This is a genomic window from Bosea sp. AS-1, from assembly GCF_002220095.1.
In the GTDB taxonomy this organism is placed as follows: Bacteria; Pseudomonadota; Alphaproteobacteria; order Rhizobiales; family Beijerinckiaceae; genus Allobosea.
Genome location: NZ_CP022372.1, coordinates 2,475,831 through 2,488,421, shown reverse-complemented (window position 1 = coordinate 2,488,421; position 12,591 = coordinate 2,475,831). Strand labels below are relative to the sequence as shown.

The window sequence follows — 12,591 nt, the reverse complement described above, 5'->3', positions numbered from 1 at the left end:
GAACAGGTTTGGAAAAAAGGCTCAGGAGGCGGCCGGCTGGCGGACCTCGCGCGAGACCGACCTAGTGCCGGTTAGCTCGCATGGGAGCGACGAACATGGTGAATCCCATTCAGCCCTCCCTTTCTTGAGTTGGAGCCAAGTCCGAAAAAGATGCCTGAATTTCAGGCAAGGCGCAACCCCGCTCCCTATGCACGGATCGCACAGGGAGGTTTCGTCAGATTCAAGGCGAGGGGTTCGGAGCTACCACAGGAATGCGACGAGCCGCAGGGCTATCACGATCAGGAAGGCGGCGATGATCGTGCCCAGAACCTGCTGCCGCTTGGCGCGATTCGGGAACTGACGGGCCAGAAGCCGGCCGAGCGGTTTGCGGAAGATGAAGGCCGCGACCAGCAGAACGATGATGACGTGGGACAAATCCGGGCTCAGCCCTTCTTGTCGGCGGGAGCTTCGACAGGCGCACCCGCCTTCTTCCAGGCGCCGAAGCCGCCGGCGACATGGGCGACGGGCTTCAGCCCCATCTCCTGTGCCGCTTGAGCTGCGAGCGCCGAGCGCCAACCACCGCCGCAGAAGAAGACGAAGCGCTTGTCCTCCTGAAAGATCGGCTTGGCATAGGGGCTTTCCGGATCGATCCAGAACTCCAGCATACCGCGCGGGCAATGGAAGGCGCCGGGCATGCGCCCTTCCCGCTCCAGCTCGCGTGGATCCCGCAGGTCGACGAACACCACCTCGTTCCGGCCATGCAGAGCCTGCGCCTCGGCCACGGACAGGGTCTCGATCTGGCTCTCGGCCTCCGCAACCAGGGCCTTGTAGCCCTTCGTGATCGTTTGCGGCATGGCGTCGTTCTCCCCGAAATCCGGCGCACCGTGGCGGCTCGCAGGCAACGCGTCAATGGCCGGTGCCTTGCCGGTCCGCACGCGACATCGCAAGCTGCTTGCCCCTGCGGCGGATGAAATGGCAAAGCGGCGCCATGACCGGATTCAGCAACCTCGACCTGGTGGCGTTCGTTTTCTTCATCGTCTCCTGGATCGCCTATCACTATGCCGTCGAGCGCGGTCCGCATGCGGCCAAGAGCCTGAACATGCGCATGAACCTGCGCCGCGCCCGCTGGGTCCAGGAAGCGTTGGGCCGCGACAACCGCATCCTCGACGCACAGGTGATGAACGGCCTGCAGAACGGAACGGCCTTCTTCGCCTCGACCTCGATCATCGCCATCGGCGGCACGCTCGCCTTGCTGCAATCGGCGGAGCGGGTCGTCGCCATCTTTTCCGATCTGCCGCTCAACGTCGCGCCGACCCGCACGATCTGGGAGGTCAAGGTGATCGGCCTCGCCATGATCTTCGGCTATGCTTTCTTCAAATTCGCCTGGGCCTACCGGCTGTTCAATTACTGCGTCATCCTGATCGGCGCCCTGCCCCCGCCGGACAGCCCCGACAAGCGGGAGGCGCAGCGTGCCGTCCATGAAACCATCGAAATGAATGTCGCCGGCGGGCGGCACTTCAACCGCGGCCAGCGCGCCTTCTTTCTCGCCTTGGCCTATATGGGCTGGTTCCTCGGCCCGGTGACCTTCCTGGTCTTCACCGCAGCCGTGCTGGTCGCGATGTACCGACGCCAATTCGCCTCCGACGCCGCTCGCGTCTTCAGCTACCCCGGGGAGCAGTGATGGCAGACCCTGCGGCAATCGAAGCGGCGATCCTCGACCTGCTGGCGCGGCAGGAGCCCGGCCGGACGATCTCGCCCATGGACGTCGCACGCTCGCTCGGCGGCGATCATCCGGATGGCTGGGGGCCGCTGATGCAGCCGCTGCGCCGCGCGGCCGTGAAGCTGATGAAGGAGGGCCAGCTCGTGATCACGCGCAAGGGGCGCCCGGTCGACCCCGACGATTTCCGCGGCGTCTACCGTCTCTCGCCGCCGGCCACTGATCCGCCGGCCTGAAAGCAGTACTCAGGGTCCGGGAAACAGCGAGTCGGTATAGCCGGCCAGGCGATAGGCCACGAGGCCGACCCATTCCTTGAAGCCGTTATCGGCGAGGTCGAGTGCACGAGGCGCGCGACTGTAGGGCCGAATGAAGTCGTCCGGCTTGCCGCTCGACCAGTAGTCGACCGGGAAGGCCTCAATCGGAAAGCCGGCCTTGCGGAACACACCGATCGCGCGCGGCATATGCCAGGCCGACGTCACCAGCAGCCAGCGTTCTCCCGGCTTCGGATCGACGAGGCGGCGCGTGAACACTGCGTTCTCGATCGTATTGCGCGACTTGTCCTCGAGGATCAACCGGCCCGGCTCCAGACCGAGCCCCTCCATCAGGCGCTTGGCGCCATCGGCCTCCGTCTCCATCGTCTGCGAGATCAGGGTGGCGGCACCGCCGGTGAACACGATCTTGGCCTGTGGGTGCAGCCGCGCCAGTTCGACCGTCTTCGTCATCCGCGACGCCGAGGCATTGAGCACCACATCACCGCGCGCGAGCCCGATCGCTCCGCCGAGGACGACGATACCGGCCACCGGCCCCTTGGCGGCCTCCTGCTGCGGAAACCGATCCTCCAACGGCCGAAGCACCGCGCGCGGCAGCGGGCTGAACGACATCAGGCCGAGCATCACCAGTGACAGCAGTCCGAGCCAGCGCGCCGTCCGCGCAAAGCGCGTGAAGGCGAGCAGCGCCGAGAATCCGGCGAGCAGGATGACGAAATTGACCGGCGAAAAGACGAACCAGACAATCTTGGACAGGAGGAAGAACATCAGGTTCTGACCGGCGAGACCAATGGCAGGAGCAACGCTGCCACCCTAGCGCCCGAATCCTGACGGAGCGTTGAAGCCGGCCGACGGCCTCACGTGATCGGCAACGGCAACGCAGCCTTTGCGGCCGGGCGCGCGAACAGCGCCTCGTACCAGCGTTGCACATGCGGCAGCGCGACGCGCTCGACCGGCATGTTGAGCCAGCGATGCGCACCGCAGCCGACCGCGATGTCCGCGACGCCGAAGCGCTCGCCCGCCAGGAAGGGCCGATCCGCCAGCTGTGCATCGAGGATCGCCATCAGCGCCTCGGTCCGCTTCACACCAGCAGCGATCGCAGCGGGGTCGGTATGGCCCGCCACCTTGCGCACGACACCCCAGAGCACGGGCGCAGTCGCCGGCTGAAGCTCCGAGAGCATCCAGTCCATCCAGCGTTCGGAATCGGCACGCCTGGCTGGATCCACCTCCCAGAGGTCCGCAGCCCGGTAGCGGGCCGCGAGATAGCGCACGATGCTGTTCGACTCCCAGAGGCGAAAGGCGCCATCCTCCAGCACCGGAATCTGCCCGTTCGGATTCATCGCGCGGAACGCCGGCGTATCGAGCCCGCCGAAGGGGCCGCCCACATCGATGCGCTCGAATGACTGGCCGACCTCGCCAGCCGCCCAGACGGCCTTCTGGACATTGATCGAGCTGATCCGACCCCAGATCTTCAGCATGGCGACACGCTCCTGGTCAGGTGAATTCCATGATGACGGCATCGACGGCCAGCGAGTCGCCTTCCTTCGCCAGGATCTTGGCGATGGTGACGTCCTTCTCGGCGCGCAGCACGTTTTCCATCTTCATCGCCTCGACCATGGCGAGCGGCTCGCCCGCCTTGACCTCCTGCCCGACCGTGACCGCGATCGACTTGACCAGGCCCGGCATCGGGCAGAGCAGGAACTTGCCGGTATCGGCCGCGACCTTCTCCGGCATCAGCGCGGCGAGCTCGGCTTCGCGCGGCGTATAGACATGGGCGTTGGCATAGGCGCCGGCATGGCCGAGCGCGACACCGTTCAGGATCGGCCGGATCTGCGCCGCGACCTTGACCCCGTCGAGCGTGCCGCGCCAGACCGGCTCCCCCGGCACCCAGTCGCTGACGACGTTGACGCTGCGGCCCGGGAAAGCGATCACGATCGTCCCGCCCTGCTCCGTCACCGCCCCCTCGAAACGCTCGCCCCCGAGTTCGACGATGCGCTGCCGGTCGAAGGAGACCCGGCTCCAACCTTCCATCTGCGCCGAGACGTTGCGCTTGCGCTGGTTGAGCTTGTGGTCGCAGGCGATGGCGATCGCGGCCATGCGCTGCGCGGTTTCACCCTGTGGTACCGGCGGCGAGAAGCCCTCCGGGAACTCCTCGGCGATGAAGCCGGTCGAGAGATTGCCAGCGATCCAGCGCGGATGCTGCATCACCGCCGCGACGAAGGGGATGTTGTGGCGGATGCCGTCGATCGCGAAGGCATCGAGCGCGCGCCCCTGTGCCTTGATCGCCGCTTCGCGCGTCGGCGCATGGGTGACGAGCTTGGCGATCATCGGGTCATAGTAGATCGAAATCTCGCCGCCTTCGAAGACGCCGGTGTCGTTGCGCACCGTCGCTTCGCCGTCCGGCCCTTCGCTCGGCGGCCGATAGGTCACGAGCCGGCCGGTCGAAGGCAGGAAGTTGCGGGTCGGGTCCTCGGCGTAGACGCGGCTCTCGACCGCCCAGCCGTCGAGCTTCACGTCGTCCTGCTTGATCGCGAGCGTCTCGCCATAGGCGACGCGGATCATCTGCTCGACGAGGTCGATGCCGGTGACCATCTCCGTCACCGGATGCTCGACCTGGAGCCGGGTGTTCATCTCGAGGAAGTAGAAGGACTTGTCCTGTCCCGCGACGAACTCGACCGTACCGGCCGAGTCGTAGTTCACGGCCTTGGCCAGCGCGACAGCCTGCTCGCCCATCTTCTTACGGGTCGCCGCATCGAGGAGCGGCGACGGCGCCTCCTCCAACACCTTCTGGTTACGGCGCTGGATCGAGCATTCGCGCTCGCCGAGATAGATGACGTTGCCGTGCTTGTCGCCGAGAACCTGGATCTCGATATGGCGGGGGTCGACGATGAACTTCTCGACGAAGACGCGGTCGTCACCGAAGGAAGACGCCGCCTCCGACTTCGCCCGGGCAAAACCTTCCGCCACCTCGCCTGCGGAGTGGGCGATGCGCATGCCTTTGCCGCCGCCGCCGGCCGAGGCCTTGATCATCACCGGATAGCCGATCTCGTCGGCGATGGTCACCGCGTGCTCCGGGCTCTCGATGACACCAAGGAAGCCGGGCACCGTCGAGACCTTGGCGGCAGCCGCAGCCTTCTTCGATTCGATCTTGTCGCCCATCGCGGCGATCGCGCCGGGATTGGGACCGATGAAGACGATGCCGTTATCCTTCAGCGCCTGGGCGAAGGCCTCGCGCTCGGACAGGAAGCCGTAACCCGGGTGCACGGCTTGAGCTCCGGTCTCCTTGCAGGCGTCGATGATCTTGTCGATCAGCAGATAGGACTGGGCGGCGGGCGCCGCGCCGATATGAACGGCCTCGTCGGCCATCTCGACATGCAGCGCATCGCGATCGGCATCCGAATAGACCGCCACCGTTTTGATGCCCATCCGCCGCGCCGTCTTGATGACACGGCAGGCGATCTCGCCGCGGTTCGCGATCAGGATCTTCGAGAACATGCGCGACGTCTCCCGGCTTCAGGTCAAACTGCAATAGCCGGGGTGTATGGGACGCCGCAACTGGCGTCCACCGATGCGAAAGTCGGCTATGGCCTCGGGCTGAAAAGCACAGCCGGCTTTTCAGACGAATCCGATCTTGCAAGAAGAAGACAGATCGCCCCCGCGTCCAGTCGGATACAGGGGCGATCTCTCGGCAAGCCGATGTGCAAGGATACGCAGGCTCAGTTCGCGAGGACGTTCCGAAGGCCCGACTGAGCGCTCTTGGCGGCTCCCTTGGCGAAGGCGAAGGAGAGCAGCAGCTCGTCGCAATGCTCGGCCTCGCGGACGATTTCGAAAGCGATGCGCTGGGCGGTCGCAGTCGGCCCTTCGCCGGCCGAGAGCGTCGTCATCAGCCAATGCGCCTTGTCGCGGTCGATGACGCCGGTCGGGCGGTTTTCCCAGACGGCGAAGTCGACGGTCAGCGCCACCAGATAGTCACCGAAGGCCTCGCAGCTCTTCGGCACAGCGCGGTCGAGTGCGATCAGAACGTCGACGATATCGCGAGTGACGACGATGTCGTTCAAGATTTCACGCTGAAGAACCTTGACGTCCTGGTCGTCGATCGCCCGATGATCCATCACGCGATCGACGAATTCACGAAGCTCATGTCCCATCATCTTTGAACCCCTGTCCGGCGTTGTTTTGTGCCGGTACGTCCCTGTTGTGGGAACACCATGCACCCGGGGTCAGCAGCAGGTGGTTAACACGCAAATCTGAACGGTTATTCAGGTTAAACGAGGCTGAGTCGATGTGGTTGCGAGGATGTTACTAAACGCCACGGCCAGTTGGGGAAGCCGGACCTTCGCCCGGATGCCGGCGAGACCGCGAGAGGCTTCCCGCTAGCCATATGGCCAGCCTCAGGCGGCTGCCGGCTCCGCCAGTCCGAGTGCGACCGGCAGCTCCGTGATCGCCGTCAGCCTGTGCCGAGCTCCCAGCGCGACCAGGCCCTCGACCGGCTGGAACCCCCAGGACACCGCGACCGGGACGACATCGGCCGCAACCGCCATTTCGATGTCGAAGGAGCTGTCGCCGACCATGGCCGTACGCGCCGCCGTGGCACCCGTTTCCGCGATCGCGTTCAGGATCATGCCCGGATGCGGCTTCGACGGCGCGTCGTCAGCCGACTGGACCGTGTCGAACAGCCTTTGCCAGCCATGCCGCTCGACGATGAACTCCGCACCCTTGCGCGACTTGCCCGTGGCGATGCCGAGCTTGAGCCCCGGCACGGCCCTGAGCCGGGCGAGCGTCTCCGCGACGCCGGGAAACAGCGGCTCGTCCAGCGACGGGTCGTTCTGCGCCTGCAGGCGCATCGCGCCGAAGACCTCGCGATAGGTCTGCGTCAGCATGTCGTCCGGCGCATCGAGCCCCGCGAGTTGGGCCAGCGCGATGTCGAGCGTCAACCCGACGATGCCGAGTCCGGCCTCGCGGCCGGGATGCACCCGACCGCAGCGTTTGAACGTCTCGTACTGCGCGCCGAGGATGATCGCCTCGGAGTTGATCAGCGTGCCGTCGAGATCGAAGATGATGAGATCCATGCCCGCGCTTTAGCCTGGATCGCACCGTCAAGCCATGGCCCGCCGGGCATGCCCCCTCCCGCCGGCAACTCCAGCCGCAAAAGCCTCAGCCCCTGGCCTCGCGCGCACAAGCTTCGACCGCCTTGCGCAAATCAGCCCCGTCCAGCCCCTTGCTTCGCGCGTCCTTGCGGCATTCGGCCCGCAGCGCGAGATCGGGTCGCTTGGCATTGAAGCAGGCGGTCAAGGCCGAGACCCGCTCCGCGCCTTCGAGCTTGCGTGCATCCACCTCAGTCCTGCAGGCCGTGCGCGCCGCGGCCGCGGTCGGCTTGCCGTCCCGCGTCAAGCCATTACGCGCATAGAGCTGCACGCCCGGAAACTTGCCCTGCATGCACAGCCGCATCGCCGCACGCAGATCCTCGCCGGACAGCGCAATGTTCTCCGACAAGCAATCCTGCCGCGCTTTGGCGCGCTCGGCCCGCGGAACGGGCTCATCCGGCGCCGCCGTCGCGCCGGCAGCCGACGCAGGCTTCGCCGGCGCGGTCTGGGCCTGCGCGGCGGCGGCAAGCCCGATAACAAAGGCGGAAGCAATCACGATGAAGCGCATGGCAGTCCCCTTCCCCAAAAGAGAACATAGTTGGAACAGAAAACGCGATGTTCCGCAACTGTTCTCTTCCGTTGGGGAAATGGCCTATTCGTCCGGCGCCTCGACGATCGGGTCATAGGGCGCATCATCGAAGCCGAGCAGGTTCCAGCTCTGGCGCATATGCGGGGGCAGCGGCGCGCTGACGTCGATCGTGCCCTTGCCGCGCGGATGGGGCAGCACGATCCGCCGCGCCAACAGATGCAGCTTGTTCTGGATGCCGCCGGGCAGCTCCCAGTTCAGGATATTGAAGTACTTCGGATCGCCGACGATCGGGTGGCCGATATGGGTGGTGTGCGCGCGCAGCTGGTGCGTACGCCCCGTTACGGGCTTGAGCGAGAGCCAGGCCAGTTTCTGCGCCGCGGTCTCGACGACAGCGTAATAGGTCACGGCATGCATCGCGCCGTCTTCGCCATGCTGAGCGACGGCCATACGCTGGTCGCCATCATAGGCCTCCTCGCGGGCGAGATAGGTCGAGATGCGCCCTTGCTTGACGCGCGGCACGCCCGCGACCAGCGCCCAATAGACCTTGCGGGCCGCGCGCGAACGGAAGGTCTTGGCCAGCGTCGCCGCGGCGAAGCGCGACTTGGCGATGACGAGGCAGCCGGCAGTATCCTTGTCGAGCCGGTGGACGAGGCGCGGCTTCTGCCCGTCCTTGTCGGTCAGCGCCGCAAGCATGCCGTCGACATGCTTCTTCGTGCCGGAACCGCCCTGCACGGCGAGCCCCGCCGGCTTGTTGAGGACCATGACATCGTCGTCCTCATAGAGCGTGATCGAGCGCAGGAAGCCGATCGTATCGGCATCCGCCTTGATCGAGCGCGGCCGCTCCGCCTGCTGCTCGAGCTTGAGCGGCGGGATGCGCACCGTCTGGCCGGCGGCAAGCCGGTCCTTGCTGTCGGCGCGCTTGCCGTCGACGCGCAGCTCGCCCTTGCGGACGATGCGCTGGATATGGCTGAAGGAGAGCTGCGGGAAGCGGGCCTCGAGGAAGCGGTCGATCCGCATCTCGTTCTCGTCCTGCGTCACCACGAGTTGCTGCACGCCGGTGGAGAGCACCTGCGTGGTCTCGGCCTTGACCTCGGCGCGCGTCCGCTTCGGAGCCTCGGCCGGGCGCTCCTGTCGCGCCGCCCGGGCCGGACGCTCTTCGCCGGCGGCCTTGGGCCGTGCCGCAGCACGCCGCCGCTCGTCATGGCTCGGCCGCTTGCCGCGGGGACCATCAGCCGCGCGAGGCCGTCCACCCCGCCCGGGCGCGCCCGTCGCCCGGCCGCCTGCGCCCTTGCCGGGCCCCTTGCCGCCAACCTTCATGCTGCACCCGTCAGAAGCGCATATCCATGCGCCGTTGCCGCAAGGCCTTCGACGCGGCTCGAGGCCGCGTAGCCGCAGAATTGTGAGGTCGAAATCATCGTCGTGGAATAATGTGCAAGCCAACGGCGCACAAACAAAATCCGCCGCAATCACTCGCTCTCTTGCGCGCCACGCAAGCGACGGGGCCGACGGCGATGAGACAGGCAGACATGACGACAACCATCGCGCGCCGGGCGCGCCGCGACGCGATCCCGGTCGTCCTGGCCTGGATTGCCGCGAGCGCTCCCGCTCTCGCCCAGCAGCCTGCATCGCCGGACTGGCCGACGGAGAAATGCAACCGCTACAGAGCAGCTTACGAGCTGATCTTGAATCGGCAGGGCAAGACGGGGCTCAGCCCGGAATTCCTCGCCAGCCACGACGCCTTCCTCGCGGCAAATTGCCAGTCCCGCGCCGAAGTCTGCGCCCGCAGCCCGGAAGAGATCGCCCTCGCCAACAAGCTGACCTTGATGGCGATGAACCGCGGCATGTCCGGCACCTTCCTGCCGTTTTACTGCCGAAGCTGACCCCTCGCCGGCCTTTCAGCCCTTGCGGCGCGCCCGCAGGCGTGGATGCACATAGAGCTCGAACGCGATCGTCAGGACGATGAACACCAGCGCGATCGCGAAGGCGATTATCCAGTAGGAGACGTCCTCCTGCGAGACGAACCAGCCCGCGATCACCGAGGGAACGAAGAGCAGCAGCCGCGCGATCAGAACCATCGTCGAAACCCGTGAGACGACATCCGCCGAAGCGGTCGAGATGTGCGCATCTGGGATCAGGCTGCGGCGAAATACAAGCCGGCCGCTGCTAGCGGCCGCGCTCCTGTCTCAGCTTTTCCCAGTATTCCAGCCGTTTGCGGATCTCGCGCTCGAAGCCCCGCTCCGGCGGATCGTAGAAGTGCTGGCGGCCGAGCGCGTCGGGCCAATAGTTCTGCCCCGAGAACGCGTCCGGCTGGTCGTGGTCATAGGCGTAGTCGGCGCCATAGCCTTCCTCGCGCATCAGCTTGGTCGGCGCGTTGAGGATCGTCTTGGGCGGCGTCAGGGAGCCACGCTCCTTCGCGACCCGCGCCGCCGCCTTGTAGGCTGTGTAGGCCGCATTCGATTTTGGCGCGGTCGCGAGGTAGATCACGCAGTTGGCAAGCGCGAGCTCTCCTTCCGGCGTGCCGAGCTGCTCATAGGTTTCGGCCGCCGCCCGCGCATGGATCAGGGCCTGCGGATCGGCGAGCCCGATATCCTCCACCGCCATCCTGACCAGTCGCCGCGCCAGGAAGCGCGGATCCTCGCCGGCATCGAGCATGCGCGCGAAGTAATAGAGCGCCGCATCCGGATCCGAGCCGCGGATCGTCTTATGCAGGGCGGAAATCAGGTTGTAATGGCCGTCCTGCGCCTTGTCGTAGATCGGCGCGCGGCGCTGGATCACCTCCGACAGCCCCTGTTCGTCGAGGATCTCGCCTGGCTTTGCCGCCCGCCAGATTTCCTCGGCCAATGTGAGCACGGCGCGCCCGTCGCCATCGGCAAAACGGGCGAGCGCGAGGCGCGCCTCCGCCGTCAGGGGCAGCTCCCTGCCCTCCAGAACCTCGGCCCGGCCCAGCAGGAAGAGCAGCGAGCCCTCGTCGAGTGACTTGAAGGTCAGGACGCGGGCACGCGACAGCAACGCGGCATTGAGCGCGAAGGACGGATTCTCGGTGGTGGCGCCGATCAACGTGATCGTCCCGTCTTCCATCACCGGCAGGAAGGCGTCGAGCTGGGCACGGTTGAAGCGATGGATCTCGTCGACGAAGAGCAGCGTGCCCTTGCCGCCGAGCCGCCGTCCCCGCGCCGCCTCGAACACCCGCTTCAGGTCGGCGACGCCGGAGAAGATCGCGCTGATCTGCTCGAAGCCGAGATCGACAAGCCCGGCGAGCAGCCGCGCCACGGTGGTCTTGCCGGTGCCGGGCGGTCCCCAGAAGATCAGGCTGCCGAGCGTGCCGGAGGCGACGAGCCGCGTCAGCGCCCCATCCGGCCCTGTCAGATGCTCCTGCCCCGCCACCTCGGCAAGCGTCGTCGGCCGCAGCCGGTCCGCGAGCGGGCGCGGCCCCGCCTTGTCGAGGCCCGAGGCGGAAAAGAGGTCGCTCACCCCGGGAAGACCGAGGTGATCGTCTGCCCCTTGCGCGAGATCGTCACCTCCCAGGCACGGCGGCGATCCTTGAGGATGTTTTCGACATCGCGCGAAGTCGCCATCCGTTCGCCGTTGAGCGCCATGATGATGTCGCCCTTCTGGAAGCCGACATTGGCGGCGCTGCTGCCCTCCTCGACATCGCTGACCACCACGCCTTCATTGGCGGTCTCCATCGAGAGTTCCTCCGCCACGGCCGGCGAGAGATTGGTCACCGTCAGCCCGGCCAGCGGCGAGCGGCTGGTGAGCTTCACCGCGTCGCGCGGGCGGCTTTCCGGAGCGGCAATCAGCTTGACCGGGATCGAGATGCGGTTGCCGCTGCGCAGGACCGTCAGCATCGTGGTGCCGCCGATCGGCCGTGTCGCGAAGCGATAGCCGAAGGCCTCCGGATCGTCGACGGCGACGCCGTCCACGGAGAGGATCACGTCGGAACGGCGCAGGCCGGCCAGTTCCGCCGGCCCCTTCTCGACGACGCTGGCGACGACCGAGCCGGCCGGCCGGTCGAGGCCGAGCCCGTCGGCGACATCGGCCGTCAGCGCCTGCAGCCGCGCGCCGAACCAGGGCCGTTTCACCGTGGTGGCGCCGGCCTTGGCGCTGTCGACGATGAGCCGGACCATCGCGGAGGGAATCGCGAAGCCGATGCCGACGCTACCGCCGGAGCGCGAATAGATCGCCGTGTTGATCCCGACGACACGCCCTTTCATGTCGATCAGCGGGCCGCCGGAGTTGCCCGGATTGATCGCCGCATCGGTCTGGATGAAGGACTGGGCGTCGCCGACGCCGATCTGCGTACGTGCCAGCGCCGAAACGATGCCCTGCGTCACCGTCTGGCCGACACCGAAGGGATTGCCCATGGCGAGCACGATGTCGCCGACCTGAAGCTCGTCCGTATCGGCGAGGTCGATCGCGGCGAGGTTCTTGGCATCCGAGACCTTGAGCACGGCGAGGTCGGTGCGCGGATCGCGCAGCAGGATCTTGGCCTCGACCTCACGCTTGTCGGCGAAGGCGACCTTGACCTCGCTCATGTTCTCGATGACGTGATTGTTGGTGACTACCAGCCCCGCCTGGGCGTCGACGATGACGCCCGAGCCCAGCGAGCGCTGCACCCGCTCGCGCGGCACGCCGAAGCCGCCATCGCCGAAGAAGCGGCGGAAGAAGGGATCGTCCATGAACGGGTTCTGCGGCCGCTTCTCCACCCGCGCCCCGTAAACATTGACCACGGAGGGTGCCGTGCGCTTCACCAGCGGCGCGAAGGAGAGCGTGACCTGTTCGCGCGTCTCGGGCACCTGCCGCGCCTGCGCGAAAACCGGTCCCGGCGCTACCCCCGTCATCAAGGCGCAGGCGAGCGCCCCGGCCACGACGATCTTGCGGTTGCTTGCGAAGCGGTTGGTCATGCTCATCCTCGTTCAACATACGAAACGGGCGCGGGCTTCCGTTGCCCGCGCA

The 12,591-nt window shown here is 66.6% G+C and carries 15 protein-coding genes; 3 read left to right on the top strand and 12 right to left on the bottom strand.

Annotated features, from left to right (window positions below):
• Nucleotides 1-240: 240 nt before the first annotated feature.
• Both CE453_RS28620 and CE453_RS13610 read right to left on the bottom strand, forming a co-directional pair.
• On the bottom strand, nt 241-414 hold the full coding sequence (locus tag CE453_RS28620; RefSeq protein WP_157733033.1) for a hypothetical protein: 174 nt from the start codon (nt 412-414) through the stop codon (nt 241-243).
• An 8-nt stretch (nt 415-422) separates the two neighbouring features.
• The gene (locus tag CE453_RS13610; RefSeq protein WP_089175078.1) at nt 423-833 is read right to left on the bottom strand and encodes a rhodanese-like domain-containing protein; all 411 of its coding nucleotides are present in this window, start codon (nt 831-833) and stop codon (nt 423-425) included.
• A gap of 134 nt (nt 834-967) precedes the next feature.
• Between CE453_RS13610 and CE453_RS13605 the strand changes: the two genes are divergently transcribed.
• Nucleotides 968-1,660 carry a DUF599 domain-containing protein gene (locus CE453_RS13605; RefSeq protein WP_089177882.1) on the top strand — a complete coding sequence of 231 codons (693 nt, stop codon included), beginning with the start codon at nt 968-970 and terminating at the stop codon, nt 1,658-1,660.
• Nucleotides 1,660-1,932 carry a DUF3253 domain-containing protein gene (locus tag CE453_RS13600; RefSeq protein WP_089175077.1) on the top strand — a complete coding sequence of 91 codons (273 nt, stop codon included), beginning with the start codon at nt 1,660-1,662 and terminating at the stop codon, nt 1,930-1,932. The genes CE453_RS13605 and CE453_RS13600 overlap by 1 nt, the downstream gene beginning before the upstream one ends.
• Nucleotides 1,933-1,941: 9 nt before the next feature.
• Here CE453_RS13600 and CE453_RS13595 read toward each other — a convergent pair whose 3' ends face one another.
• The 7 genes from CE453_RS13595 to CE453_RS13565 form a co-directional block, all read right to left on the bottom strand.
• Entirely contained in the window at nt 1,942-2,730 is a 789-nt protein-coding gene (locus CE453_RS13595) for a YdcF family protein (protein ID WP_089175076.1), read from the bottom strand.
• 89 nt (nt 2,731-2,819) lie between these two features.
• Nucleotides 2,820-3,440, bottom strand: coding sequence for a glutathione S-transferase family protein (locus tag CE453_RS13590; RefSeq protein WP_089175075.1), 621 nt, complete (start codon nt 3,438-3,440; stop codon nt 2,820-2,822).
• A gap of 16 nt (nt 3,441-3,456) precedes the next feature.
• Nucleotides 3,457-5,457: an acetyl-CoA carboxylase biotin carboxylase subunit gene (locus tag CE453_RS13585; RefSeq protein ID WP_089175074.1), complete on the bottom strand. Its 2,001-nt coding sequence runs from the start codon at nt 5,455-5,457 to the stop codon at nt 3,457-3,459.
• Nucleotides 5,458-5,678: 221 nt separating this feature from the next.
• Nucleotides 5,679-6,113 carry a hypothetical protein gene (locus CE453_RS13580; RefSeq protein WP_157733032.1) on the bottom strand — a complete coding sequence of 145 codons (435 nt, stop codon included), beginning with the start codon at nt 6,111-6,113 and terminating at the stop codon, nt 5,679-5,681.
• Between the two features lie 240 nt (nt 6,114-6,353).
• Nucleotides 6,354-7,031, bottom strand: coding sequence for an HAD-IA family hydrolase (locus CE453_RS13575; protein ID WP_089175072.1), 678 nt, complete (start codon nt 7,029-7,031; stop codon nt 6,354-6,356).
• 85 nt (nt 7,032-7,116) lie between these two features.
• Nucleotides 7,117-7,614 carry a hypothetical protein gene (locus CE453_RS13570; protein ID WP_089175071.1) on the bottom strand — a complete coding sequence of 166 codons (498 nt, stop codon included), beginning with the start codon at nt 7,612-7,614 and terminating at the stop codon, nt 7,117-7,119.
• Between the two features lie 84 nt (nt 7,615-7,698).
• Nucleotides 7,699-8,952, bottom strand: a complete 1,254-nt coding sequence (locus CE453_RS13565; protein ID WP_089175070.1) for an RluA family pseudouridine synthase — start codon at nt 8,950-8,952, stop codon at nt 7,699-7,701.
• A gap of 209 nt (nt 8,953-9,161) precedes the next feature.
• Here CE453_RS13565 and CE453_RS13560 point away from each other — a divergent pair, with 209 nt between their 5' ends.
• Nucleotides 9,162-9,515, top strand: a complete 354-nt coding sequence (locus tag CE453_RS13560) for a hypothetical protein (protein WP_089175069.1) — start codon at nt 9,162-9,164, stop codon at nt 9,513-9,515.
• A gap of 15 nt (nt 9,516-9,530) precedes the next feature.
• Here the strand turns inward: CE453_RS13560 and CE453_RS13555 are convergent, their stop codons facing one another.
• The 3 genes from CE453_RS13555 to CE453_RS13545 all read right to left on the bottom strand — a co-directional run bounded on the left by CE453_RS13555 (nt 9,531) and on the right by CE453_RS13545 (nt 12,539).
• Complete coding sequence (locus CE453_RS13555; protein ID WP_089175068.1) at nt 9,531-9,710, bottom strand: hypothetical protein; 180 nt, start codon at nt 9,708-9,710, stop codon at nt 9,531-9,533.
• A gap of 88 nt (nt 9,711-9,798) precedes the next feature.
• A complete protein-coding gene (locus CE453_RS13550) occupies nt 9,799-11,106 on the bottom strand; it encodes a replication-associated recombination protein A (protein ID WP_089175067.1) in 1,308 nt (435 codons plus the stop codon).
• Nucleotides 11,103-12,539, bottom strand: a complete 1,437-nt coding sequence (locus tag CE453_RS13545; protein WP_472840989.1) for a DegQ family serine endoprotease — start codon at nt 12,537-12,539, stop codon at nt 11,103-11,105. Before CE453_RS13545 ends, CE453_RS13550 begins: the two co-directional genes overlap by 4 nt.
• Between the last annotated feature and the right edge of the window lie 52 nt (nt 12,540-12,591).

What these genes read in the sequence shown, in the direction of transcription:
- CE453_RS13610 (WP_089175078.1), bottom strand. Translation starts at nt 833, where the DNA reads ATGCCGCAAACGATCACGAAGGGCTACAAGGCCCTGGTTGCGGAGGCC.
- CE453_RS13605 (WP_089177882.1), top strand. Translation starts at nt 968, where the DNA reads ATGACCGGATTCAGCAACCTCGACCTGGTGGCGTTCGTTTTCTTCATC.
- CE453_RS13600 (WP_089175077.1), top strand. Translation starts at nt 1,660, where the DNA reads ATGGCAGACCCTGCGGCAATCGAAGCGGCGATCCTCGACCTGCTGGCG.
- CE453_RS13595 (WP_089175076.1), bottom strand. Translation starts at nt 2,730, where the DNA reads ATGTTCTTCCTCCTGTCCAAGATTGTCTGGTTCGTCTTTTCGCCGGTC.
- CE453_RS13590 (WP_089175075.1), bottom strand. Translation starts at nt 3,440, where the DNA reads ATGCTGAAGATCTGGGGTCGGATCAGCTCGATCAATGTCCAGAAGGCC.
- CE453_RS13585 (WP_089175074.1), bottom strand. Translation starts at nt 5,457, where the DNA reads ATGTTCTCGAAGATCCTGATCGCGAACCGCGGCGAGATCGCCTGCCGT.
- CE453_RS13580 (WP_157733032.1), bottom strand. Translation starts at nt 6,113, where the DNA reads ATGATGGGACATGAGCTTCGTGAATTCGTCGATCGCGTGATGGATCAT.
- CE453_RS13575 (WP_089175072.1), bottom strand. Translation starts at nt 7,031, where the DNA reads ATGGATCTCATCATCTTCGATCTCGACGGCACGCTGATCAACTCCGAG.
- CE453_RS13570 (WP_089175071.1), bottom strand. Translation starts at nt 7,614, where the DNA reads ATGCGCTTCATCGTGATTGCTTCCGCCTTTGTTATCGGGCTTGCCGCC.
- CE453_RS13565 (WP_089175070.1), bottom strand. Translation starts at nt 8,952, where the DNA reads ATGAAGGTTGGCGGCAAGGGGCCCGGCAAGGGCGCAGGCGGCCGGGCG.
- CE453_RS13560 (WP_089175069.1), top strand. Translation starts at nt 9,162, where the DNA reads ATGACGACAACCATCGCGCGCCGGGCGCGCCGCGACGCGATCCCGGTC.
- CE453_RS13555 (WP_089175068.1), bottom strand. Translation starts at nt 9,710, where the DNA reads ATGGTTCTGATCGCGCGGCTGCTGCTCTTCGTTCCCTCGGTGATCGCG.
- CE453_RS13545 (WP_472840989.1), bottom strand. Translation starts at nt 12,539, where the DNA reads ATGACCAACCGCTTCGCAAGCAACCGCAAGATCGTCGTGGCCGGGGCG.